At 27.7% G+C, this 24,449-nt stretch carries 21 protein-coding genes; 7 read left to right on the plus strand and 14 right to left on the minus strand.

Features of this window, described 5'->3' with window-relative positions:
- Window positions 1-70: 70 nt before the first annotated feature.
- The 10 genes from TVTCOM_RS11680 to TVTCOM_RS11725 all read right to left on the minus strand — a co-directional run bounded on the left by TVTCOM_RS11680 (window position 71) and on the right by TVTCOM_RS11725 (window position 11,644).
- On the minus strand, window positions 71-619 hold the full coding sequence (locus TVTCOM_RS11680; RefSeq protein ID WP_434796454.1) for a LemA family protein: 549 nt from the start codon (window positions 617-619) through the stop codon (window positions 71-73).
- A 42-nt stretch (window positions 620-661) separates the two neighbouring features.
- Window positions 662-3,058 (minus strand): DUF2207 family protein, encoded by a 2,397-nt coding sequence (locus TVTCOM_RS11685; protein WP_434796455.1) that lies wholly within the window; start codon window positions 3,056-3,058, stop codon window positions 662-664.
- Window positions 3,059-3,235: 177 nt separating this feature from the next.
- On the minus strand, window positions 3,236-4,447 hold the full coding sequence (locus TVTCOM_RS11690; protein WP_434796456.1) for an EAL and HDOD domain-containing protein: 1,212 nt from the start codon (window positions 4,445-4,447) through the stop codon (window positions 3,236-3,238).
- A gap of 275 nt (window positions 4,448-4,722) precedes the next feature.
- Window positions 4,723-5,499 carry a formate/nitrite transporter family protein gene (locus tag TVTCOM_RS11695; RefSeq protein WP_434796457.1) on the minus strand — a complete coding sequence of 259 codons (777 nt, stop codon included), beginning with the start codon at window positions 5,497-5,499 and terminating at the stop codon, window positions 4,723-4,725.
- 19 nt (window positions 5,500-5,518) lie between these two features.
- On the minus strand, window positions 5,519-6,487 hold the full coding sequence (gene asrC / locus TVTCOM_RS11700) for a sulfite reductase subunit C (protein WP_434796458.1): 969 nt from the start codon (window positions 6,485-6,487) through the stop codon (window positions 5,519-5,521).
- Window positions 6,488-6,498: 11 nt separating this feature from the next.
- Window positions 6,499-7,290: an anaerobic sulfite reductase subunit AsrB gene (gene asrB / locus TVTCOM_RS11705; protein WP_434796459.1), complete on the minus strand. Its 792-nt coding sequence runs from the start codon at window positions 7,288-7,290 to the stop codon at window positions 6,499-6,501.
- Window positions 7,291-8,295, minus strand: coding sequence for an anaerobic sulfite reductase subunit AsrA (gene asrA / locus TVTCOM_RS11710; RefSeq protein ID WP_434796460.1), 1,005 nt, complete (start codon window positions 8,293-8,295; stop codon window positions 7,291-7,293).
- A 171-nt stretch (window positions 8,296-8,466) separates the two neighbouring features.
- Window positions 8,467-9,132 carry a Crp/Fnr family transcriptional regulator gene (locus TVTCOM_RS11715; RefSeq protein WP_434796461.1) on the minus strand — a complete coding sequence of 222 codons (666 nt, stop codon included), beginning with the start codon at window positions 9,130-9,132 and terminating at the stop codon, window positions 8,467-8,469.
- A gap of 11 nt (window positions 9,133-9,143) precedes the next feature.
- Window positions 9,144-9,650: a nitroreductase family protein gene (locus TVTCOM_RS11720; RefSeq protein WP_434796462.1), complete on the minus strand. Its 507-nt coding sequence runs from the start codon at window positions 9,648-9,650 to the stop codon at window positions 9,144-9,146.
- 599 nt (window positions 9,651-10,249) lie between these two features.
- A complete protein-coding gene (locus TVTCOM_RS11725; protein WP_434796463.1) occupies window positions 10,250-11,644 on the minus strand; it encodes an MATE family efflux transporter in 1,395 nt (464 codons plus the stop codon).
- 268 nt (window positions 11,645-11,912) lie between these two features.
- Between TVTCOM_RS11725 and TVTCOM_RS11730 the strand changes: the two genes are divergently transcribed.
- Complete coding sequence (locus TVTCOM_RS11730) at window positions 11,913-13,172, plus strand: IS110 family transposase (protein ID WP_434796464.1); 1,260 nt, start codon at window positions 11,913-11,915, stop codon at window positions 13,170-13,172.
- Between the two features lie 185 nt (window positions 13,173-13,357).
- A complete protein-coding gene (locus tag TVTCOM_RS11735) occupies window positions 13,358-14,203 on the plus strand; it encodes a MerR family transcriptional regulator (RefSeq protein WP_434796465.1) in 846 nt (281 codons plus the stop codon).
- A 38-nt stretch (window positions 14,204-14,241) separates the two neighbouring features.
- Here the strand turns inward: TVTCOM_RS11735 and TVTCOM_RS11740 are convergent, their stop codons facing one another.
- Genes TVTCOM_RS11740 through TVTCOM_RS11750 form a run of 3 tightly spaced genes read right to left on the minus strand, consistent with a single transcriptional unit; the run spans window position 14,242 to window position 16,129 of the window.
- A complete protein-coding gene (locus TVTCOM_RS11740) occupies window positions 14,242-14,991 on the minus strand; it encodes an SDR family oxidoreductase (protein ID WP_434796466.1) in 750 nt (249 codons plus the stop codon).
- Window positions 14,992-15,037: 46 nt separating this feature from the next.
- Window positions 15,038-15,790, minus strand: coding sequence for a permease prefix domain 1-containing protein (locus TVTCOM_RS11745; RefSeq protein ID WP_434796467.1), 753 nt, complete (start codon window positions 15,788-15,790; stop codon window positions 15,038-15,040).
- 3 nt (window positions 15,791-15,793) lie between these two features.
- On the minus strand, window positions 15,794-16,129 hold the full coding sequence (locus tag TVTCOM_RS11750; RefSeq protein WP_434796468.1) for a PadR family transcriptional regulator: 336 nt from the start codon (window positions 16,127-16,129) through the stop codon (window positions 15,794-15,796).
- 238 nt (window positions 16,130-16,367) lie between these two features.
- On the opposite strand from TVTCOM_RS11750, the gene TVTCOM_RS11755 reads away from it, so the two are divergent.
- From TVTCOM_RS11755 to TVTCOM_RS11765, 3 genes are all read left to right on the plus strand, one after another.
- The gene (locus tag TVTCOM_RS11755; RefSeq protein WP_434796469.1) at window positions 16,368-16,802 is read left to right on the plus strand and encodes a hypothetical protein; all 435 of its coding nucleotides are present in this window, start codon (window positions 16,368-16,370) and stop codon (window positions 16,800-16,802) included.
- A gap of 204 nt (window positions 16,803-17,006) precedes the next feature.
- Window positions 17,007-18,227 carry a [FeFe] hydrogenase H-cluster maturation GTPase HydF gene (hydF, locus tag TVTCOM_RS11760; protein ID WP_434796470.1) on the plus strand — a complete coding sequence of 407 codons (1,221 nt, stop codon included), beginning with the start codon at window positions 17,007-17,009 and terminating at the stop codon, window positions 18,225-18,227.
- 9 nt (window positions 18,228-18,236) lie between these two features.
- Window positions 18,237-19,616 (plus strand): aspartate ammonia-lyase, encoded by a 1,380-nt coding sequence (locus TVTCOM_RS11765; protein WP_434796471.1) that lies wholly within the window; start codon window positions 18,237-18,239, stop codon window positions 19,614-19,616.
- Between the two features lie 108 nt (window positions 19,617-19,724).
- Here the strand turns inward: TVTCOM_RS11765 and TVTCOM_RS11770 are convergent, their stop codons facing one another.
- Window positions 19,725-22,370: a cation-translocating P-type ATPase gene (locus TVTCOM_RS11770; protein WP_434796472.1), complete on the minus strand. Its 2,646-nt coding sequence runs from the start codon at window positions 22,368-22,370 to the stop codon at window positions 19,725-19,727.
- A gap of 411 nt (window positions 22,371-22,781) precedes the next feature.
- Between TVTCOM_RS11770 and TVTCOM_RS11775 the strand changes: the two genes are divergently transcribed.
- Both TVTCOM_RS11775 and TVTCOM_RS11780 read left to right on the plus strand, forming a co-directional pair.
- Window positions 22,782-23,135, plus strand: coding sequence for a hypothetical protein (locus TVTCOM_RS11775; protein ID WP_434796473.1), 354 nt, complete (start codon window positions 22,782-22,784; stop codon window positions 23,133-23,135).
- Window positions 23,136-23,394: 259 nt separating this feature from the next.
- Window positions 23,395-24,381, plus strand: a complete 987-nt coding sequence (locus TVTCOM_RS11780) for an SH3 domain-containing protein (protein ID WP_434796474.1) — start codon at window positions 23,395-23,397, stop codon at window positions 24,379-24,381.
- The last annotated feature ends 68 nt before the right edge of the window (window positions 24,382-24,449 follow it).

Genomic DNA, 24,449 nt, shown 5'->3' on the forward strand with positions numbered 1-24,449 from the left:
GATAAAGTAATTCCAATGACTTTTTTATATAATTCATGATCTCTACAATTAATTTTTACTATTTTTCAAATCAAAATTTCACTTGAATATTTTCTCTTTCTGCAGAATTTTCCAATTCAAAGAATTGCTCTTCTTTAAATTTAAATAAACTCGCAATTATACAACTAGGCACACTTTGAATATTTTTATTAAGATTTTTCACCGTTCCATTGTAATATCTTCTTGATTTTTCAATTTCTGATTCTATGCTTTTTAATTCTTTTTGTAAATTTATAAACTGATTATCAGCCTTTAAGTCTGGATAGTTTTCAGAAAGCATTAATAATCTACTTAAAGCATTTGATAATTCTCCTTCATATTTTGACTTATCTTCTGGAGAACTTGTAATAGCATTTCCTCTTGCCTTCACTACATTTTGCAAAGTTTCTTTTTCATGAGTTGCATATCCTTTTACAGTTTCTACTAAATTAGGTATAAGATCGTATCTTTTCTTTAAGAATACATCTATAGTAGAAAATCCTTCTTTAACATTCATTCTAAGCGATACAAGCTTGTTGTATGTTGCAACACCCCATATTACCACAACACCTGCCACTACTACAATAATAATTCCCGTCATTATTACACCTCCATTTATTTTTCAAATTATATTTGCTTAATCCTACCAGCTTGAGCCTCCGCCACCTCCAGAGCCTCCACCGCTAAATCCGCCGCCTCCGAATCCTCCTCCAGAGCTACCAGAAGAAGTATCTATCGTATAACTTGCTGTAGATTCTACTTTATTTAAATCATTTACAAACATATTTAAAGCAATATAGTTATTTAATGGATAATAAGTATCATAGTAAGATGGTTGCTCCATAGAAATATCTTTAAACTTATCTGCCCATTTTTTAGTCACTCCCAAAACTTGTGCATAAGGAAGAGTATTATAAAAATACTCCGGATCTTCTTCTAACAAAGCTTCTAATCTTTCTTTTTCTGCTACTTCCATAAAGTTTCTAAACCCGACTATCTCACCTAGTAATTCTTTTCCATAATCACTTCTTTTTGGCACACAACTACTTAAAATATTTCCAATCAAAGATACTATTATACTAACTATTATTATGAAAGCATCTAAGTCAGTAAATAAAAATGGCAATATTATCATAATTAAATAAATAAAACTAATAACCACTACAGCGATAATTTTATTTTTTTTCTTAATTAAGCCATGTCTCTTCTTCAGCAACTTATAAAAAACTAAGTAAAATCCAAGATGTAAAACTAATAGTAATATACTAAACATAATATATCCTATTATGGAGCCATGATCTACATCTCTAGCTACCATCATACATGATATTATAGGTACTGCAGATATTATACTTAATAAAAATCCTGCTTTTTTAGAAGCACTATCTCTCAATTTTTTCTCATATTTAAATTCTTCTTTCACACCTTTTACTGCCTTACTTACTTCTTCTCCAAAATAAGTTTTTAATTTTTCACCCGTTACTTTTTTACCATTTCCATATTTAAATAAACTATTAAATAATTTTTTCTCATAAGATTTATGATTATTATCAATTTCTTTTAACTTTTCAATAGTGAACTTATTCTTTTTCTTCATAATGATTTTTATATATCCTTCACTTGCCCAATAGAATAATAAAGATGTAACCTGTAAATTACTAATCCCTTCATTGAAACCATAGCCAACTTCTGCGCTATTCATAGACTTAGGTGGATAAAATTGAACCACTGGTGTTATTGGATTTTTGTCTCTGAATCTAAAAAATAAAAACACAATTAGAAGTAAAATCATAGGCGAACTGAATTTTACAATATTCCCAGATATCGGTAAAGGTCTTACAAATAAATCTTGATCTATATCAATCTTAAGTTTTATATCTTCACCCACGTATATAGTATTTTTATTTGTAAATACTACATTGTTATCATTTTTTTCTAAATTAAATCTATCCGTTCCAAAATTAGCTCCCTTTTCATTAAAATCCACAGTTGCATTATCTATAAAAAATGGTGAGTTAACATTTACTTTTAGATTTTCTAATTTTCCGTCTAAAGTTGTACCTGCTATCTTAAATACAATATCATCACTAAGCCTAGGTTCAATTGTATATGATACTTTAAAGTTATACTCATCTCTATTGTTATCTAAAGTAATAATTCCATATTTTTCATTATATAATACACTTTTATCATTTACGCTCATATCTAATAAATAAAAATTTTCACCTTTTATAATGTCAAATAAATCAATCATAAGTTTCTCTTCGCCTGTATAATTCTTATTTATTTTTATTTTGAAATCACGCTGTATTTCATATTTTTTATCATCTGTTATATTAATGTTTATAAACTGATTTTGGATTGTATACGGATATTGTTTTATTGGTGCATTTTTGAAAGCACCTTCATTTAACATGGCATTTACTGTAATTGCATTGTAAGGTTGTATAGTTTTTATTGACTTGATATAAATTTTATTATTTTCTACTTTATATTGTGAGTTTTTTGAATCTTTACTACCATATTCACCATCAGTAATATTTATTTTTTTAAAATTTGCTTCCTTAGGATAGGTTATTGTTGATGTGAAATTTTCAATCCTTGTATCCCATTGATCTCCTAAAACATTTAAATAAATGTAATCCCCCTCTGATCTTTCTTCGTTATAATTTTCTATAGTATATGTAATTGTATAAGTTTTATCGCCACTTAAAGTTTCATCTTCATCACCTATTCTTATCTTCATGTCAAAAGAATCTTCTATTTCATAAGGTGCTCCTTCTACTGATACGTCTTTTATCTTATAATCTTCCAATCGTGTAGATGTAGGTATACTTCTAATAATTCCATGACGCTCTTCATTAAAATATACATCTATAGTTTCTGTTATTTTAAATTCTCTTTTGTCATTTACATCCACCTTTACGTCCATATTTTTTATATAGTAACCATCATCTTCTGCATATGCTCTAAATGAAAATATATTTATTGACATTACCATAAGCATTAAAAATAATACTATTTTTTTAAACCTTTCCACTCATTCACCCTCCTTTTTATCTCCTACTAAATATAGTAACATAGTTCAAATAAAGGGTATATCTTTTTCGTTATGAGAAATTATTTCCCCACAAAAATATCATATAAAAGGTGATATTTTCAAATAGTTTATATTTTAAAATATCACCTTTTATATTCCTGTTAAATTATAAATTGTTTAAAGCTGGGTAAACATTGCATCAGCATATCTTAATGCTTCTAAATATATAGAGGAAATTATCTCTTTATCTAAATTATAATTTCGATTAAATTTCTCAACTATATCCCAATTACTTGATTCATATTTTTTTATGCATTCTAAAGAATCATATAATACTCCTTCTTTATTTATAAATGCCATTTTAACTATTTCAGATAATCCTAAAGAATCTAAAATTGACAATATATCATCTTCTAAAATATTATCTATTAATGATAATAGTCCAACCATATATGCATCATGCCTCATATGATTATAATCTAATTTAGTTATGATTTTTTCCATTAATGTAGCTCTAAATAAAGATGATTTTGCAAATTCATCGTTGTCTTCGCATGACATATCACGTAGAAATAAAAGCATTATCCATTTTTTAGTTTCCCTTATTCCTAAACGTACTAAGGCTTGTTTTACTGAATTAATTTTAGTCCCTCTATAATATAAAGATGTCTGCATCAAGGATAATAATTTATAAGTCAATCCCACATCTAATTTTATTATTTCTTCTAAATCACCAAATTCAGGATTTCCTTTTGATATTTCTTCCCATAAACGTGAATAAGATGATGATGCGATACTAAGGCTGTCTTTTGATATCATTATTGGTTTACTAAAATAATAACCTTGGAATAAAGTATAACCATCTTTCATTGCATTTACATAGTCATCTTCAGTTTCAATTCTTTCCGCAACAAGTTTTTTAGAAGCTTTGTACTTTTTAGCTATTTTTCTTCGAGTATCTGGGGCAAGTAAACTATATTCAACTTTTATTATATCTACATATGGTAACAGTGCATCATATGTACCATCATCAATAAAATCATCAAGTGCTAATGTATATCTTTTATATTTAAGAAAAGCAACCCTATCTATTAATTCCTGGTCCATAGATGTATTTTCTAAAATTTCAATTATAATATTCTCTGAGTCGAAAAGCAAAGGTATATCAGACATTAATGATTCTTTACTAAAGTTTATAAAACCATACTTTTGTTTAATCAAAGAATACAAATCAAATTCTGATAAAACATTATAAGTTAACTCTCTAGTAGCCTTATCTTCATTAATATTTGCAAATCGATTTTCGTTACTATTCCTATATAATAATTCATAGCCAAATATCAATTTATCACTAGTAAAAATAGGTTGCCTTGCTATATAAATTTTCATAAAATCCCCCAATTGCTTAAATCTTTTTTATATGGATAGTTTCCAAATATTACATATATATATTAATACATATATATACAAATTGCTACCAATTTAGACATATTAATTATTAGATATATCTTATAACGTTCATATATCATATAACAATCAACAATTAAATCTAAATTTAAACAATTTAAGGTAAATGTTTAATTTAATTTTCAACTATCATATTTATGTTATTTTGGAGGTAATTATTCTATATTTAATTTATATTGCTTATTGCCTAATTCTTTCTATTTTTCATCTTCACTTCCCATTATAAAAACTCCTAGTCCCATTACTAATACTCCTCCAACCATATTTCCAAGAGTCACTACAACTAAGTTGTAAACAGCCCCTGTCAAAGTTGCACCATGAATAGCTGGTGATAATAATGCTATAGATAATACTGTCATATTTGCAACACTATGCTCAAATCCACTAGTTATAAAAGCAAATAAACATAAAAATATTATAAGTATTTTTGCTGTATCGTCATTAGTTCTAAACGAACATAAAACTGCTACGCAAACTAATATATTACAAAGAACTCCTCTAAAAAATAAAGGTATAAGTGGTACTGATGCTTTGGCTATAGAAGTCGTTGCAAAAAATTCCATTACGGGACCTTTATTTACTAGACCTGTTCCAACGAAAAATCCTGCAACTAGTATAGAGCCAAGTAGATTTCCTACAAAACTGAATAGCCATACTTTACCCATATCTCTAGTTGAAACACTTTTATTTAATCTTCCTACAGTCATAACCATGTTATTTCCCGTAAATAATTCTGTTCCTGTCATTATTACTAAACATAGTGCCACTGCAAATGATAATCCCATTATGATTCTTGTTGTAGGAGAGTTTGCTGCACTTAATAATCCACCTACTGTAAATATTAATATGATTCCTAATCCCACATATAGTCCTGCAAAAGCTGATGATACTAAGTATTTTAATTTACTACGGTTTAATAAATTAATCTTATTTTTTGATGAATTACTTAATTTTAATACTGTTTCATTATGCATAAGAAACCCTCCTGAATTTTTAATATTTTATACCGCTCCAATAAATATTTTCATTTACTTTAACTATATCTGCAAACTCTACACCTTCTAAGGCCCATTTTTTATATTCCATAAATCCAGTTCTATCAATTATATATCCTATATGTTCTTTTCCCCCTGGAGCATCTTTATCTATATATTCTTTGACATATTTATAAGTATTAAGAACTATTTTTATAATTGATTCTTCATTAGCCCAAACTAGAAAATCTTCAGCAAGTCTTGGATTTTTCTTACCTGTTCTACCCATAATAGCTAATCTGTAGTATTTATTTTCATCTCTAGTCCATGCACTTGTTGGGCAGTTTAATGTACACTCACCACATCCTATACATTTGTCATGATCTCTTACTATCTTGTAGTTTTCCATTTTAAGAGCGCCAGTAGAAAGTTTTTCACATTTTTTTACACAAGCACCACAAGATATACATCTATTTTTATCATATAAAGGAAGTGTCATTCCTATTATTCCAAAGTCATGAGTTCTTGCTTTTATACAATCATTTGGACATCCTGTAAAAGCAATTTTAAAATGTAAATCGTTTGGGAATACTGCCTTTTCCATTTTTTTTGCAAATTCAGTAGTATTGTATTGTGCCTTTGGACATACTTTATTTCCTATACAAGCACATATATTTCTAGTTCCCGCTGCTGGATAGCCCGAGTCTTTTGTTTCTTGATTAATATCCATCTTTTCTATAACAGGTTGAATTATTTTATTTACTTTTTCCATATCCTCCATTTTGATACCAAGAATTTCAAAACCTTGTCTAGTTGTAATATGAATTTGTCCATTACCAAACTCATTAGCTATTTTTGAAACTATCATTAAACTTTCTGGATCTGCGCATCCTCCAGGAATTCTGACTCTTAGAGAAGTTTCATATTTTTGTTTAGTAATTCTATAAGCATTTTTCATTACTTTTTTAGTATTTACATCTCTTAACATTATCTTTCCCCCTAATCTATAAGATTTTTTGCATATGAATAATCAAATACAGGGCCATCTATACAAATATAAGTGTCATCCATTTTACAGTGTCCACATTTACCAACACCACAGCACATTTTTCTTTCATAAGAAACCCATATATTTTTTTCATCTAAATCTCTTTTTAAAAATTCTCCAACAGTAAACTTCATCATCATTGGTGGTCCAACAACTATAGCCGACATATTATTTATATCTTCTATATTTAATTGAGGAATATATTTTGTAACAAGACCTACATTTCCCTCATATCCTTCCTCTGCTCCATCAACTGTTACAAGAATATCTAATTTTTTACTCCATTTTTTTAGGTCGTCTTTGAACAATACATCCTTAGGAGATTTGAAACCTACTATTAATTTAAAACTTTTGTATTTCTCTGGATTATGGTAGAAGTGCTCAACTATCCCTCTTACTGGCGCTAAACCACTTCCTCCAGCAACAACCACAGCTTCCCTTCCTTCGTATAAACTTACATCGAAGCCATTTCCATAAGGTCCTCTTATGAAGAATTTATCTCCTACTTTGTAGTTAAATAGCTCACTTGTTACTTTTCCCACGTTTCTTATAGTAAAATCTATATAGTTTTCTCCATATCCACTTACTGAAATTGGTGATTCTCCGTATTTTGGTATGGATATTTCATAAAATTTTCCTGGAAGTACATTTTTAGTAGAAGTCTCTACTCTAAAAGTCCATTCAATTTCTGTATGTTTTACTATACTTATTATTGGTGCTGCCACTGGTATATAAGCATTCATTTATTTTTCCTCCTCATTAACTACTTTTTTAACTTTATCTATGCACTGAGAAAATGATATATATTGTGGACATGCATCGTCACATCTTCCACATCCTACACACATGTCATATCCAAACCTTTTGTTAAAGTCATAAATTTTGTGCATTACTTTAAATCTCATTCTCTCACCTTGTTTTTTTCTAAATGAGTGTCCACCAGCCATATCAGTATATCCATCTACTTGACATGATGCCCATACTCTTCTTCTCTCTCCTACTTTCTCATTTTCTTTGTAGAAAACATCTTGCATTGTAAAGCAAGTACATGTTGGACAGACAAAATTACACCTTCCGCAAGCTATGCACCTTGCATCATATTCGTTCCACATTTCATGTTTTGATAATTCAACAGGATTTATGTTTCTTGGTACTTCTACTGAAATATGGTTTGATTTAACATAATCTACTTCAAAGTCACACTCTCCACCATCAAATACATTTAAATCTTCATCTTTTATATCTAAATAAACTTCATCTTCTCTTAAGCTTAATCCCATAGAATAGTTGTCAGCTTTATTTGACTTCATGCTTACACAAAAACAATTTCTATAACTTTCTTTGCATCCTATTAGAACAAACTTAACTTTTTCTCTTAGTCTTTCATAAAAGAAATCCTTTTCCATTCCATTTTTCAAGTAAATTTCATCTAATCTTTTTATTCCATTTAAATCACAAGCTCTAAGAAAAACTAATAATTTCTTATCATCTACATCACTTGTTTTAAATTCTTTTTCAGTAAAATAAAAAAGTATTTGATTTATTGGCAACATTATTTCTTTTGCAGAGAAATTAGACTTTTTATTAAGCTCTATATCCTCTATTCTTTCAATTTCTTCGTATTTTGTTAAATCCGTATCAGAAAAAGTGCCTTTGAAGGGTTTTGTCACAGGCGCTAATATTTTGTATTCTAACTTTAATTTTTCCAAACCTTGATTAAATCTTTGTTTATCTAATTTAATTTTCATATATTCTCCTCCCTTTGACTTGTTAAAAAAATAATAACACGGCATATTACCCAAAGTCTGTGATATTAATCACAAGTTTATGAAGAAATTATGAATTTTAACTTCAAAAATAAAAAAGTACCTACCAAAATGTAGGCACTTAATGATTTCACTATTTTTTATCACTTTCATCTATGTATTTTTAAAATATAATGACAGTTCATCTCTTTTAATATATACTTTTTTATTTTCTATTTTAACTAAATTTTCATCTTGTAAGACTTTCATAGACCTAGATAGAGTTTCTCTTTTACATCCAAGCATATCCGCAATATATGTTATAGTTAAGTTAGCATTAATCAAAGTCCATTCATCTTTTTCTACACCAAATTCTCTACCCATCCTATAAAGTTTGGCAGCAAGCTTTTTATCCATTCTTATGGATATGGAGTTTTTAAGTTGTCGATAAAGTCTTCTATTAATATTTTGCAAATGATTTAATACATTTTTAGTTAAAGTAAAATCACTTTCCATAATCTTCATAAAATCCTTAGAATTGCACTCTAATAAAGTGCTTTTTTCAAATGCTTCACATGATATTGCACTACTTTTATTCTCATCTATGAAAATATCATTTATCATTTTCCCTTTTGAAAGTATAAAGATAATTTTTCTTTCACCACTTTCATTTATTTTAAATAAAGAGATTTTACCTTCTTTAATAAAATAAATTTTATCAACTAAATCTCTTTCATAAAAAAGAATTTCTTTCTTCGATAATTTTCTAGTTCTAAGTATGTTTTCTAAATTAACTTTACTTTCTTGCTTAATATTTTTAAATACTTCTATATTATTCATATGAGTACCTGCTATTCAAATCTATTTCTATGGATTTTATTTTTATCAAATTTATCTATAAATTTATTTTCTTCATTACTATAACCTATTGCTACAATAGAGTATGGAATTAAATTTTCAGGTAAATTCAAAGTTTCTTTAACTTTATCCATAACCTTACGCTTAGGGTGAACTCCTACCCAACAAGAAGCCAATCCTTGATTAGTACATTCTAATAAAATATTTTGTGTACATGCTCCCAAATCATGTATCCACTTACCAGGCTTTAGGAATCTTTCTTTATTTCCTGTAACTACTATACATAGATTAGCATCTTTAACTTGCTTTGATTTATGATGAGTTTTTGACAGTTTAGATAAAATTTCCTTATTATCTATAACAACAAATTCCCAAGGTGAAGAATTTTTTGAAGATGGCGCTTGCATAGCTGATTTTAAAATCTCAAGTATTTTCTCTTCTTCCACTTCTTTATCTATGTATGTTCTTATTGAACGTCTATTTTTTATAACTTCTAACATTTTATCCTCTCCCTTAATAGCTTAAAGTTTAATTACAAATTTAAAATCTATTTTTAATTATTCTAACAAATTTATTATGCTTATAAAAGATACTTTTCATTTATTATTATTTATTAAGTGACTTATCTTTGCCTATAAGTATAAATCATTTATACTTAGTATCTATCGGAATAAAACTTTACTTTACTAAAATCAACATAAAAGCAGGGGCGTTACATTTTTGTAACGCCCCTACTTTATATATTATTTATATTTTTATGTTAATTAACCATTATTACGTATATATTACTTGCATCTGCATATTTAATTAATAATTTCTTTGCTTCTTCTCCAACAGTTAAACATATTGGTGATTTTATATTTTTCAAATTATAGCTTCCAACTGAAAAAACAGATTTAATAGATATTAAATTATTTATTTCCACTATGTAAAATCAATTGACCATAGGAGTGATTATGTTTTTTATCATTTTCTTGATACACTCTTAATTCACATATTATATTATTCAAAATCATTTTACCTCCATTATTTCTTATTTTTACTATTATAATTATATCCTTTTTTATTCATATATAAAATAATATTCAATTTTAATATATTAACTAACACTTATTTTTCTTTTAAAAGCAAATGCATTATCATATAAATACTTCTTTTTATATTTATACATAAAAATTAAAGACACTAACATAGTAGCAACTTCGGCAAAAGGAACTACTAGCCAAACTCCATCCACTCCCATAATTCTAGGTAATACAAATATACCCATTAAGAAGAAAACAAAAGTTCTAAGTAAGGAAAGAATAGCAGATATCTTTCCATTTGAAAAAGCTGTAAACATTCCAGAACCAAATATATTTATTCCTGCCACTAAAAACGATATGGAAAATATCATAAACCCATTATGACTTAACTCAAATAGTGTGCTTCCTTTTGTAGCAAATAAGGATATTAATATTTCTGACATAGCTCTAGACATTATAAATGTTATTACATCAAATGCTGAAATTATTATAATACTATATTTAAATAATTTTTCTACCTGATTTTCATCTTGTCTTCCATAATTATAACTAATTCTAGGCGATACCCCTGAAGTAAATCCTAAATAAGCTGCATTTAATAAAAATTGCATATATAGCATAATAGTAATAGATGCTACTCCCTCTTCTCCTAAAAATTTAATCATAACAATATTAAACAAAAAAGTTGTAAGAGCTGATGATATTTGTGTTACCATCTCTGACATACCATTAAAACAACTTCTTAAAATAACCTTAAAGTTAAATTTAGGCTTTACAAAATATAGCAAATTCTTTTTGTTAAAAAAGTAAATTATACCTACTATACTTGGTAAAACATATCCTATACAAGTAGCTAAGGCTGCACCTCTAACTCCCATATTTAGTTGAACTATAAATACGTAATCTAAAGCTATATTTAAAATCCCACCAGCAACAGAACTTAAAAGCCCTAGATTAGGTACTCCAGCAGTTACTAAAAAATAATCAAAATAAAGTTTTAATATTATAAATGGCGTGAAAATTATCATAAAGAATAAATATTCTTTACAATAAAAAAATAAAGACTGAGTTGATCCTAGTGCATATATTATGTCATTTATAAAAATAATACATATGATTTCAACAACAATTCCTACTATAATAGCGCTTATGGTAATAAGAGTAAAGTACTGTCTTGCCTCTTCAGTTTTATTTTCTCCCATTGTTTTAGCAACAATTGCACTACCTCCTGTTGCAAACATAACTCCTATTCCTATTAATACATTAATTACAGGATAAACAATATTTGTGGAAGAAAGTGCATTTGCACCTATAAATTTAGATATATACATCCCATCAACTATAGTATATAATGAAAAAAACATCATCATTATTACAGTTGGCAAAGTATATTTTATTAAAGAAGTCAACGTGACTTTCTTTTCCAATGAATTTTCCATAAAAACTATCATTCCTTTCGCTGTGCTCAAGGCACAAAATTGGATGAAAAATGGTATAATACATACATTTTTCGTTAATAAATCTAATAAGTAAGTAAATATACTACAGAGCACGGCGGGGTAAGTGAGAAAAGTGCCTATCGGCAAATCCGCATAAAAACTTGTGCCGAATATCTATCTAAGTACAAATAATTGTGCCATGAGCACGTAAGTTAATCTTTGTTTTAGCAAAGACCGTTAAAAAACTAGGATATTCAGTCAATGTTTACTTACTTAATTTTTTATTTAAGGTGATAAAATGCTTAAAATTGTTCATCCAGTATGTTGTGGTATTGATGTTCACAAAAAATTTATAGTAGCTACAATTGCTTCTACTAATTCTAAAAATATCACAACATATAAAACTAAAAACTTTCAAACATTTACCCATAATTTAATTGAATTCAAAAACTGGTTATTAAGTAACAATTGTACTGAAATATGCATGGAAAGTACCGGTAAATACTGGTTACCAATCTATAACATTCTTGAAGATACTTGTAATATTACACTTGCAAATCCTAAATTTATAAAAAATATTCCTGGTAAAAAAACTGATAAACGTGATTCTTTATGGATTACAGATTTACACAAGCATGGTCTAGTTAGGGGGAGTTTTATTCCTCCAAAACAAATCAGAGAACTTAGAGATTTAATGAGATACAGAAGTAAATTAGTTAATTTTCGTTCTAGTGAAAAAAACAGAATTCAAAATTCATTAACTGTATCTAACTTAATGATTTCTAGCGTTGTATCTGATACATTTGGTAAATCTTCTTCAGCTATTATTAAATATGCATTGGATCATCCCGAAAAGCTGAATATTGATTATACTGAATTTCTTCATGCTAGACTACTACCTAAAGCTGAAGAAATAAATCTATCTATGCAAGGCAATATATCTAAAGAGCAATCAAGCAAAATGAGAGTTTCATTTAACCATTTTGACTATATAAATAATTGTTTGACCCAACTAGATAATGTAATTTCTATCATTTCTTCAGACTACCAGGATCAAATATCTTTACTTTCTTCCGTACCAGGAATTACACCTAAGTCTGCCGTAGGCATAATTTCTGAAATAGGTGTTGATATGTCTAAATTTGATACATCAAAGCACCTTTGTTCTTGGGCAGGATTAACGCCTCAGAACAATGAAAGTGCAGGAAAAAAGAAAAGTGTTCGTATAAGTCGTGCCGGTTTATATTTAAAACCTTTGCTTGTTCAATGTGCCAATGCAGCTATTAAAGATAAATCATGTCCTTACTTTAAATATAGATATGAATCTATTAAAAAAAGACGTGGACATAAGAGAGCTATAATAGCTATTTCAAGAATGCTACTTACTTGTTGTTACAATATGTTACTAAATAATAAAGAATTTAATTCTTCATTATACGATTCTTACTTAAGTGATTGTGTAAATCAAACTAAATCTATAGATAGGATGATTAAATATCTACAAACTCAAGGATTTGTAGTTCAAACACAAGTTGAAGAATCACTTGGAATTACATGATAATTAACCAGTAAATCAATTTTCCACAAACTCCGTTTTTATTTTTTTTAATATTTAAAGGGAGTTATTTAGTGTGCAATCCCTTCGGGTATCTTTTTTCAAGTTAACCTCCTTGCAATATAAACTTACTTATCTTATAATAAACTATCCTGTTAATGGATAGTCAATAAGGAGGATTATAAAAATTGAACAATAATATAAAATATTTTTCCACAGGTGAATTTGCAAAACTGTGTAATATTCACAAAAAAACACTTTTTTATTATGATGAAATAAATTTATTTAAACCAGAAAAAGTTATGCCTACTGGATATAGATATTATTCTGAGTATCAATTAGAAACTTTCAATATTATTTATACTTTAAAAGATATAGGTATGCCCCTAAAGGAAATAAAGGAATATATGGATAATAGAACCCCAGAAAATATGTTAGAACTTTTTGAATATGAAACTAAAGAAATCGAGAAAGAAATAAATAAACTTAAAAGAAAACAAGAAGTCATGTCTAACAAAATTAAACTTATTAAAGAAGCAAATAATATAAAATGTGATGTTTTACTGGAAGAACAAGAAGAAGAATATATTATTTTAAGTGACTTAATAGATAAAAATAAATTAAATAGTTTAATTAATAAAAATGAAGATGCTTATGATATTAATGCCTATGTTAATCTTTTAAATCTTGCATATGACAATGATTTGAATTTTGGATATGCTGGCGGTTCTATAAAAACAAAGGAAGATTTACTTGAAGATAGTAATTATAGTTATTATTACATAAGAGTAAATAAAAATTGTAATTATGAAAATGTTATAATTAAGCCTAAGGGAACTTATTTAGTAGGATACTTAAAGGGCTATTATTCAAAGGCTCCTATTATTTATAAGAAACTTTTACAGTTTATGGATAAAAATAATTTAGAAATAATTGGCTTAGCTTATGAAGATGTTTTAATTGATCAAGTTTGTGTAAAAAATCCGGATGATTTTGTTCTTAAGATATCTATTCAGGTAAAGAAAAAAGTATAAAAACCGGGAATTTCATCTAGTTTTTATACTTTATATCATTATATTGAATAATCCCATCCATTGTCATCGTTATAAATCATTAGTTTTGTCATGCCGCCATCTATTTTAATATCTTCACCAGTTATAAAACTTGCTTTTTCACTACATAAAAAAATAACCATATTAGAAATATCTGAAACTTTACCAACCCTACCTACTGGATGCTGTAATTTATCTTCTTTTGAATGTTTTACATTATCTTTAGTTTCAATCCAACCAGGACTTATGGAATTTACTCTTACCTTTCCAGCTAAACTTATACTTAGAGCATGAGTTAAAGCACTAATTCCACCCTTTGCTGAACTATAACTTTCTGTATTAGCTTGGGACATAAAAGCCCTTGTAGATGAAATATTCACTATGGCACCATTTTCATTAAAATTATTCATAAACAATTTTGAAAGCATATATGGTGCACTAATCCCTATTTTTAATACATAGTTGAAATCATCATAACTACAGTCAGATAAAATTCCTCCCTTACTTATACATGCATTATTAATTAAATAGTCTATTTTATTGTATTTTGATAAAATCATATTAACAAACTCTTTTAATGTATCTTCATTTGCAATATCTCCATAACAGTATAATAAATTATCATTCCCATATTTATTAATTAAAGTATTAGCACTATTTTTGTCCATATCTATAAAACAGACTTTTGCACCTTTTGCTAAAAATAATTCCAATATACTCTTTCCAATTCCATTGGAGCCACCAGTTAAAACTACTATCTTATCTTTCATATGTTATTCTCCTTTTTAATAATTTTAATGCCCTAAATCATATAATTTATAAGCTTTCTTTATACTTTCTATTAACATAGAATTTATCTAACATATCTAGCTTTGATAAAATAAATCCAATAAATCCTGCTAATCCAACGAATAAATCTATCAATAGTAACTTATCAGAAATTAAATATAGGCCACCTTTTAGCCCAAGTTCAAAGTGTAATTTATTAACATTACCTAAGTCATCATTACTACTTTCAAAATAACGAGTATTTGCTAAATTTCCTTTAGTATAATTATATTTCAAATTTTCTTTAGACTCATTATTTTCATTTGAATAAATTTTTAGCTGTTTTACTTCCCCATATTTTTCATTTAACATATTATCTAATTTATTTTTATATTGTTTTGGATTATTTATATCTGTAATTGTTCTATGTAGATCCTTACTTACTTTGTCATATATTTGCGTATGATAATCAATCATTTTGTTGTTATAAAAAGTCAAACATGCATAAACTAGTACACTTAAAATTAATATATTTCTAAATAAACTAGTCATCTTATTTTTTATGTTATTTTTTTCAAACCAAGCTTGTTTAATAATTCCTTGTAACTCGTCTTCCATTTCTATCCCACCATCAAATCTGTCAATTGATATTTTAATAGCCTCTTCTTGGCTATAACCTTCATCCTTTAACTCTTTCACCGATTCCAATAAATGCTCTTTCATTTCTAACTTAAGGCTTATTGTTTCTTTACTTTTGTCCTCTTTATATAAACTATCTAAGTATTCATCTATTTGTTTCATATTTTAATTTTCCTCCTCTAAAAATGAATTCATTATATTTTGAATAAAGTACCACTCTTTCTTTTTTATAGTTAGAGCTTCTTTTCCTTCTTCAGTAATTTTATAATATTTTCGTCTTACTCCAACTCCTGACTCCCCTCCCAAGTAGGATTCAATCAGCGATTTTGACTCCATACGTTTTAGTGCCAAATACATAGTCCCTTCTTTTAACTCAAATGTATTATTGCATTTTATCCTCACTTTTTTTGCTATTTCATATCCATAACAATCTTCTTTATTTAATATAGATAAAATCAATGTATCTATATGTCCTTTTAGAGCCTCTTTGTTTAATTCCATAATTCACCTACTTTTAAGTTTATTTAATCACTACTCTATAATGCAAGGTATTAATATGATAAATATAATATATAATACTCTGTAATGCAAGGTATTTTTGTTTTATTATATGAAATCCAACTAAAATTTTTATTAACATATTATTACTTTAATTATTTATAATATTGTTATTTATGCGAATATTACCAAGTATTGAATAAATACTAAATTTGACAACATTATATACTTGGAGGAAAATATGAAAAAATTTTTAACATTAACCCTTTGTTTTATTATACTTTTTACAAATACATCCTATTGTCAACCTACTATCGTTAAAACTGCAATACAAGATTTAGATACGGTTAATAATAGAATAAATGTTATGATAAAAGAAATAACTGGAGATGAGCCTCTAAATATTAATGAATTAACAAAAGATATAAAATTTTGTGAATCCATTTTGGTATCAAACTCTAAACAAATATCAAACGCCCATTCAACTGAAACTGATATACAACTCAGAAGAACATATTCTACAATCTTATATACCATAGCTTTGTATGAATTAAGCTTAAGTAATATGCTGATGTATATAAATGATGATAGTAAAACTAATTTTTTTATAGATACATGTGCTCTTTTTAGACAAGGTAATACATCATTATATATTCTTAAATTAGAAAGCAGTTAATCTATTAAAATATTATATATATTAGCATCTCCTTCAAAATAAATATCAAATCAAACCTTTAAAACTGGTAACTATAAATTTACCAGTTTTTATTTTTACAAATCTTAATCAATATTTATATATACCTACATTTTTCAATTTTTTTATAATTAGATTTTTACTGTGCTATAATTTATTATATATAAAAATTGGGAGGCAATGATAATGGGATTAAATAGTACACCTTCTGCTGAACGTGTTCATATAGGCATATTCGGAAAGCGTAATGCAGGAAAATCCAGCGTAATAAATGCAATAACAAATCAAAGTCTAGCTATAGTATCTGATATAAAAGGTACTACTACAGATCCAGTATCAAAAGCTATGGAGCTACTACCTTTAGGACCTGTAATAATTATAGATACTCCTGGTCTTGATGATGTGGGAGAACTAGGTAAAATGCGTGTGCAAAAAAGTTACCAGGTTTTAAACAAAACTGATATAGGAATTTTAGTAGTTGACGGAACTTTAGGTACTACACCAGAAGACGAAGCTTTAATTAATAGATTTAAAGAAAAAAATATTCCTTATATTGTAGTTATGAATAAGTTAGATATAGTAAAAGAAAATCATTCCAAAAATATAAATAATCTTTCTAATACTATTTGGGTAAGTTCCACTACTAAGGAAAATATACATGAATTGAAAGAAATGATAGCTAAACAAGCTCCTACAGATGAGCCTAAATTTCAAATTGTTGCTGATTTACTAAGTCCTTCTGACTTTGTAGTATTAGTTGTACCTATTGATAAAGCTGCTCCTAAGGGAAGACTAATTTTGCCTCAACAACAAACTATTCGAGATATTTTAGAAGCTGATGCTACAGCCATAGTAGTTAAAGAATACGAACTTAAGGAAACCTTGCAAAATTTAGGTAAAAAACCAAAGTTAGTTATAACTGATAGTCAAGTATTTGCAAAAGTTTCTGCAGACACTCCAAAAGATATTTTATTAACTTCATTTTCTATTTTATTTGCCAGATACAAAGGTGATTTAGAAGAAACTATAAAAGGAGTTAGAGCTTTAGAATCTTTAAAAGATAGTGACACTATTTTAATTTCTGAAGGATGTACTCATCACCGTCAATGTGATGATATAGGTAGGGTAAAAATTCCTAGATGGGTAATGCAACACACTGGTAAACAGCTTAACTTTGAATTTACCAGCGGAACAGAATTCCCTTGTGATTTATCTAAATATAAAATGATTATACATTGTGGTGGATGTACTTTAAATGAAAGAGAAATGAAGTATAGAGTAAAATGTGCCAAAGATCAAAATATACCAATAACTAATTACGGAATATTAATATCATATATACAAGGAATATTAAAAAGAACAGTTGAACCATTCCCTTATATTTCTTATTTGTTAGAAGAAGAGTAGGAGGAATATATGATAACTAAGAGAGAAGAAATAGATAAATTTGGAACAGTTTTATTAGATGAAAATGAAATATATGGCATACAAACAAAAAGAGCTTCATCTAATTTTAATATAAGTAAAGATAAAGTGTCTCTAGATTTAATATATGCAATTGTTAAAGTAAAAAAAGCTGCTGCTTTAGCAAATAAAAAAGTAAACCTTTTAGATGCAGAAAAATCAAATGCTATAGTTGAAGCATGCAATATTGTTCTTAGAGGAGAGGTTGATAATCAATTTATAACAAATTCACTACAAGGTGGAGCTGGTACATCAACTAATATGAATGTTAATGAGGTTATTTCAAATTTAGCACTTAAATTATGTAATAAATCAGTTGGAGAATATGATTACATACATCCTTTAGATGATGTAAATATGTCTCAGTCTACTAATGATGTTTATCCTACTGCTCTTAGAATTGCATGTATAAATCTTGTTAGAGATTTAAGCGATGAATGCAGTAAACTACAGGAAAGCTTACAAAAAAAAGAAATAGAATTTGAACACATACTAAAAGTTGGAAGAACTGAATTGATGAATGCTATGCCCATAACTCTAGGCCAAGAATTTGGTGCTTATGCACAAGCTATTGCAAGAGATAGATGGAGAATTTATAAAGTTGAAGAGCGATTAAGACAAATAAACTTAGGTGGTACAGCTATTGGAACAGGTAGTAATGCCAATCGAAAATATACTTATTTAGTAATAGATTTTCTTAGAGAAATTACAAATATTGGCCTTGCTAGAGCTGAGTACCCTATTGACTTAACTCAAAATAATGATGTTTTCGTAGAAGTTTCTGGACTTTTAAAAGCTCTTGCTGTTAACTTAATGAAAATCTCTACTGATTTGAGATTTATGAACTGTCAAGCTTTCGGAGAAATTAAGCTTAAAGAACTTCAATCAGGTAGTACAATTATGCCTGGAAAAGTAAATCCTGTAATTCCTGAAATGATGACTCAAGTGGCTATCAAAGTAATGGCAAATGACCAAGCTATATCTATGTGTGCTGCCAGTGGAAATTTTGAATTAAATGCTTTTATGCCATTAATCGCAGATTGCTTATTAGAAAGTTTAAATATTTTGAAAGAAAGTATAAAAATATTTAGAAGTAAGTGTATAGAACTTATTTTGCCTGTAGAAGAAAATTGTAAAAAGCATCTAGATAGTTCACTAGTTCTTATAACTTCACTTACACCTTATATCGGATATGATATGGCTACTAAAATAATAAATGAAAGTGAAAATAATCCAAAAAAAATAAAATCTTTAATTATTGAAAAAAATTTAATTGCTGAAGATAAACTAGATGAAATACTAGATTATAAACATGCGCTTACTTATTTATAAATATAATAGTCTAAGTTAAATAAATAATATAATTTACATATTAAAAAGTAGCATTTCAGTTTTTATACTGAAATACTACTTTTTTTATAATACAAATCATTAATTAAATTATTTATTAATGATTTTTTTACTAAGTTCCATAATTAAACTCGCAACTACAGCAAGGCCAAATGATATTCCTAAACTATTTAGATCAAATGACATTGGCATTGAGAAAATATCTCTCATAAAAGGTAATAATGTTAAAGAAAACATTACTAAACAAACTCCAACTGCACCTAGTGCATATTTATTACTGTTAAGTCCTAAACTAAATATTGTTTCAGTATTTGATCTTGCAGCAAATGTTTGAATTATTCTAGATAATGTAAGTGTGGCAAATGCCATAGCTATTCCAAGTTCAGGAGAAGTTTGCATGCCTATATATTGTGCTAATATTGTCACCATACCTATTATACTACCTCTAAATGCTACTGACTTTAAAGTCCCTCCAGCTAATATACTTTCGTCTGGATGTCTTGGGGGATTTTTCATTATACCTTTTTCTGGTGGCTCAAATCCTAATGCTATAGCTGGTAGAGAATCCGTCACTAAGTTAATAAATAAAAGTTGTATTGTAGTAAATGGATTTGACCAATCTGCAATAACTGCAAATAATATGGCAATTATACCACCTAAGTTTCCTGAGAATAAATAAGTGATTGATTTTTTTATATTATTGTAAACTGTTCTACCCACTTCGATGGCATTTACTATTGTAGCAAAGTTGTCATCTAAAAGTACCATAGCAGACGCATCTTTTGCAACTTCTGTTCCACTTCCCATTCCTATACCTATGTCTGCTTGCTTAAGTGCTGGGGCATCGTTAACACCATCTCCTGTCATGGCAGTAATTTTATTTTTTTTCTGCCAAGCTTTAACGATTCTTATTTTGTTTTCAGGAGAAACTCTAGCGTAAACTGAAATATGTTCTAGTTTTTCATCTAGTTCTTCATCAGTTAAATCATCTAACTCCTTACCTGTAAGGGCTAAATCATCTTCTTCCATTATTCCTATATCTCTACCTATGGCTGCTGCAGTAGTTTTATGATCCCCAGTTATCATTACTGTTTTTATGCCTGATTCTTTAGCTTCTTTTACCGCTTCATAAACTTCTTTTCTAGGTGGGTCAATCATTGCCATTAAACCTATTAAAGTAAGTTCATCTTCATCTTCTAAAGTTGGTACAAAGTTTTCATCTTCAATTTCCTTTGTAGCAAATGCTAAGACTCTTAATGCTTTATTAGAAAAATCTTCGTTTGCTTTTTTAAATTCATTTATAATTTCATAATTAATTGATACTACATCTCCACCATCTAATGCATATTTACATCTGCTAAAAATCACATCTGGAGCACCTTTTGTAAACATGTATATTTTATTATCTACTTTATTTATTGTAGACATTAATTTTCTATCACTATCAAAAGGTAACTCTTTTAATCTATTGCATTTTTCTCTTAATGTTTTATAGTTTATGTTGTTTTTCTCTGCATGATTTATAAGAGCAACCTCTGTTGGGTCGCCTATTTCCACACCATCTTCTGTTACATCTGAGTCATTGCATAAAGTTGATGCTAGAGTTAATGCTATTTCACTTTCATTAACTTCACTAGTTGATGCTATATCATCGTTGCTAGATAAAGCTATTTCTTCATCTATATTAGTAGCTAAAACTTTTTCTTTCTCACCATACATATAAAAATCAACAACAGTCATTTTGTTTTGTGTAAGTGTTCCAGTTTTATCTGTACATATTACACTTGTTGAACCTAAAGTTTCAACAGCTGGTAATTTTCTTATAACTGCTTGTTTTTTAGCCATTGTATTTGTTCCTTTTGCTAAAACAATAGTTACTATGGAAGACAATGCTTCTGGTATGGCTGCAACTGCTATGGCAATAGCAAACATAAATGAATCTGCTATATTTGCTCCTCTAATAACTTGCACTAAGAAAATTAACCCTGCTAATATAACTATACCCACACCTAGCTTTTTACCAAATTCATCAAGTTTCTTTTGCAGTGGTGTCTCTTTATTTTCTGCGTTATCTAATAAGTCTGCTATTTTTCCTATTTCACTTTTCATTCCACAGGCTGTAACTACATAAGTAGCTCGACCATATACTACCATAGAACCACTAAATACCATGTTCTTTTGATCACCTAAAGCACAATCTTCATCTATTTTATCTTCATGTTTTAGTACTGGTTCACTTTCTCCAGTTAACATTCCTTCTACTACTTTAAAAGTCTGAGCTTCTATTATTCTTCCATCTGCTGGCACATAATCTCCAGCTTCCAAAACAACAATATCTCCTTCAACTAAATCTTTTGATGGAACTGTAATTTTAATCCCATCTCTAATTACTTTTGCATTTGGCACAGATAATTGTTTTAAACTATCTAAAGAGCCTTCTGCTTTTTTAGTTTGAATTACTCCTAGAATAGAGTTTAAAACAAGTACGGCAAAAATGATTACTGATTCTACTACTTCTCCTAAAAATATTTGAACTAAAGCTGCAATTAAAAGTATTACTACTAGTGGATCTTTAAAACTAGTTAAAAATAACTTCCAAGTTGGCACCTTTTCTTTTTCTCTTAATTCATTTAGTCCATTTTGTTTTAGTCTTTTCATAACTTCCATTTGAGATAAGCCGTCTAGACTACTGTCAAAATGTCTAATAGTTTTTTCGCTTGTTTCCTTATAGAACATACAATTTCCTCCCATTATTATAAATTCATCTTTGTGAATTAATACAAATACTACCAAATTTTATTAAAGTTATAATTTACAATAAAAAAAGACCACCAAAGTAGATAAAACTACTCTGAAGGTCTTGCTAACAAGTTTAAACTCGCTAATCAACCGGGATTTTACTCCGTTTTGACGACTGATTATCACAATAATGTGAAAGCTACTCCCCTTCACGGGAATTTATTTATTTGTTAGTTATTATAAACATAAATGAACTCTAATGCAAGTTTTTATTTGTTAATTATTTTTTACTTTACTTATTTAAGTTATTAAATAAGTTATATTAGTAACATTTAGTTACAAAAAACCAATGTTAATTTACAACACATTATGACGTATATACTATTATATTAAAGAAAGGAGTCATCAATGATAAAAAAAATAGGATTATTTACTCCCTTTGCAATTCTTGTAGTAATGGGACTCTTAACACATGAGAAATTTTATAAAATAGTAGGAATGAATATACAAGAGGCTGGATATCTAGGCATTAACAATACATTTGTTTTATTTCCAATAATATTTTTAATATATGGTATACATTGTGCCATATGTGGAAAAGATGCTCTATTTTCTGTTATAGCAACTTTTATCCTTTACATGATTATCATAGTTAATTCTTATATGAAATACATACAATTTTCACTTTGTTTAATCAGTGTTAATATTTTTTTAATCTCTTATTTTATAATGAGAATGCATTTAAATCAGAAAAGAATTTAATAAAGTATAAAAAATCCAGTAGGCTTAACTTTACTGGATTTTTTAACTTGCTTTTTTCTATTATGCTATTTATAAGTTTGTTAATATTTTTACCTAATTTTAATTAGTTATAAATATATCATTAGTACATATTACAAGATACAATAATGAATTTGTATATATTTCATTTCCGTAATATTTATGGTAATTAATGGAATGTAAGACTATAATATAAATTGTTTTAAAATAGTAAATCTAAAAAATAATCTGAGGTGATATTATGAAAAATAATGTATTAAAAAAAGTTATGATTACAGGATTAGTATCTACTGTTTGTATGTCAGGAGTAATTACGGGAAATTTCCCTATAAAAAATGATAATTATATATCTACTGCTTATGCAGCCACAATTAAGGAAACTGTTTATTCAGCAGAAGGTATTGCTAAATCAAATCTTAATGTAAGAAAAGGTCCTGACACTACTTATACTAAGGTGGGCTCTTTAAAGAAAAGTACTAAAGTTACTATTGTCGCTAAATCTTCAAACAACTGGTATAAAATCAAGTTTAATAATGGTTATGCTTATGTTTCTTCTCAATATATAACTATTACAACTAATAAACCTGAGCCAAGTGAAACTCCTTACTCTACAACGGGTACTGCTAATGATAATATTAACGTTAGAAAGGGGCCTGATACTACTTATAATAAGGTTGGTTCTTTAAGGAAAAATACCAAAGTTACTATTGTTGCTAAATCTTCTAACAACTGGTATAAAATCAAGTTTAATAATGGCTATGCTTATGTTTCTTCTCAATATATAACTATTACAACTAATAAACCTAAGCCAAGTGAAACTCCTTGTTTTGCAGCTGGCACTATTACTGATAACATTAATATAAGAAAAGGACCTAATACTAATTATGCCAAAATTGGCTCTTTAAAGAAGAATGCTAAAGTAAGTATTGTTGCTAAAACTTCTAATAATTGGTATAAAATTAAATTTAACAATAGTTATGCTTATATTTCTTCGCAATATGTAACTCTTACTAAAATTGAAGAGTTAGAATACTCTGCTACTGCTTCTATTTTATCTGGTGTTTATGTAAGAAAAGGACCTAATACTAATTATGAAAAAATTGGTTCAGTGAAAAAAGGTGATAAAGTTGATATAGTGGCTATAACTTCTAATGGTTGGTGCAAAATTAAATATAATAACGAATTTGGATATATTTATGGTGAATACGTTGATATTTTAACTAAATAAAAGGATAAAAAATAGCACTTTACCTTAAAATAATGTACTGAGACCCAAAAGTTAGACTTTATACAGGA

It is taken from the genome of Terrisporobacter vanillatitrophus, from assembly GCF_051148895.1.
In the GTDB taxonomy this organism is placed as follows: Bacteria; Bacillota; Clostridia; order Peptostreptococcales; family Peptostreptococcaceae; genus Terrisporobacter; species Terrisporobacter vanillatitrophus.

Coding starts and splice junctions, on each gene's coding strand:
- TVTCOM_RS11770 (WP_434796472.1), bottom strand. CDS start 22,370: ATGTTCTATAAGGAAACAAGCGAAAAAACTATTAGACATTTTGACAGT.
- TVTCOM_RS11715 (WP_434796461.1), bottom strand. CDS start 9,132: ATGAATAATATAGAAGTATTTAAAAATATTAAGCAAGAAAGTAAAGTT.
- TVTCOM_RS11775 (WP_434796473.1), top strand. CDS start 22,782: ATGATAAAAAAAATAGGATTATTTACTCCCTTTGCAATTCTTGTAGTA.
- asrB (WP_434796459.1), bottom strand. CDS start 7,290: ATGAATGCTTATATACCAGTGGCAGCACCAATAATAAGTATAGTAAAA.
- TVTCOM_RS11740 (WP_434796466.1), bottom strand. CDS start 14,991: ATGAAAGATAAGATAGTAGTTTTAACTGGTGGCTCCAATGGAATTGGA.
- TVTCOM_RS11755 (WP_434796469.1), top strand. CDS start 16,368: ATGAAAAAATTTTTAACATTAACCCTTTGTTTTATTATACTTTTTACA.
- TVTCOM_RS11720 (WP_434796462.1), bottom strand. CDS start 9,650: ATGTTAGAAGTTATAAAAAATAGACGTTCAATAAGAACATACATAGAT.
- TVTCOM_RS11765 (WP_434796471.1), top strand. CDS start 18,237: ATGATAACTAAGAGAGAAGAAATAGATAAATTTGGAACAGTTTTATTA.
- TVTCOM_RS11780 (WP_434796474.1), top strand. CDS start 23,395: ATGAAAAATAATGTATTAAAAAAAGTTATGATTACAGGATTAGTATCT.
- hydF (WP_434796470.1), top strand. CDS start 17,007: ATGGGATTAAATAGTACACCTTCTGCTGAACGTGTTCATATAGGCATA.
- TVTCOM_RS11695 (WP_434796457.1), bottom strand. CDS start 5,499: ATGCATAATGAAACAGTATTAAAATTAAGTAATTCATCAAAAAATAAG.
- asrC (WP_434796458.1), bottom strand. CDS start 6,487: ATGTTAAGAGATGTAAATACTAAAAAAGTAATGAAAAATGCTTATAGA.
- TVTCOM_RS11730 (WP_434796464.1), top strand. CDS start 11,913: ATGCTTAAAATTGTTCATCCAGTATGTTGTGGTATTGATGTTCACAAA.
- TVTCOM_RS11745 (WP_434796467.1), bottom strand. CDS start 15,790: ATGAAACAAATAGATGAATACTTAGATAGTTTATATAAAGAGGACAAA.
- TVTCOM_RS11680 (WP_434796454.1), bottom strand. CDS start 619: ATGACGGGAATTATTATTGTAGTAGTGGCAGGTGTTGTGGTAATATGG.
- asrA (WP_434796460.1), bottom strand. CDS start 8,295: ATGAAAATTAAATTAGATAAACAAAGATTTAATCAAGGTTTGGAAAAA.
- TVTCOM_RS11750 (WP_434796468.1), bottom strand. CDS start 16,129: ATGGAATTAAACAAAGAGGCTCTAAAAGGACATATAGATACATTGATT.
- TVTCOM_RS11690 (WP_434796456.1), bottom strand. CDS start 4,447: ATGAAAATTTATATAGCAAGGCAACCTATTTTTACTAGTGATAAATTG.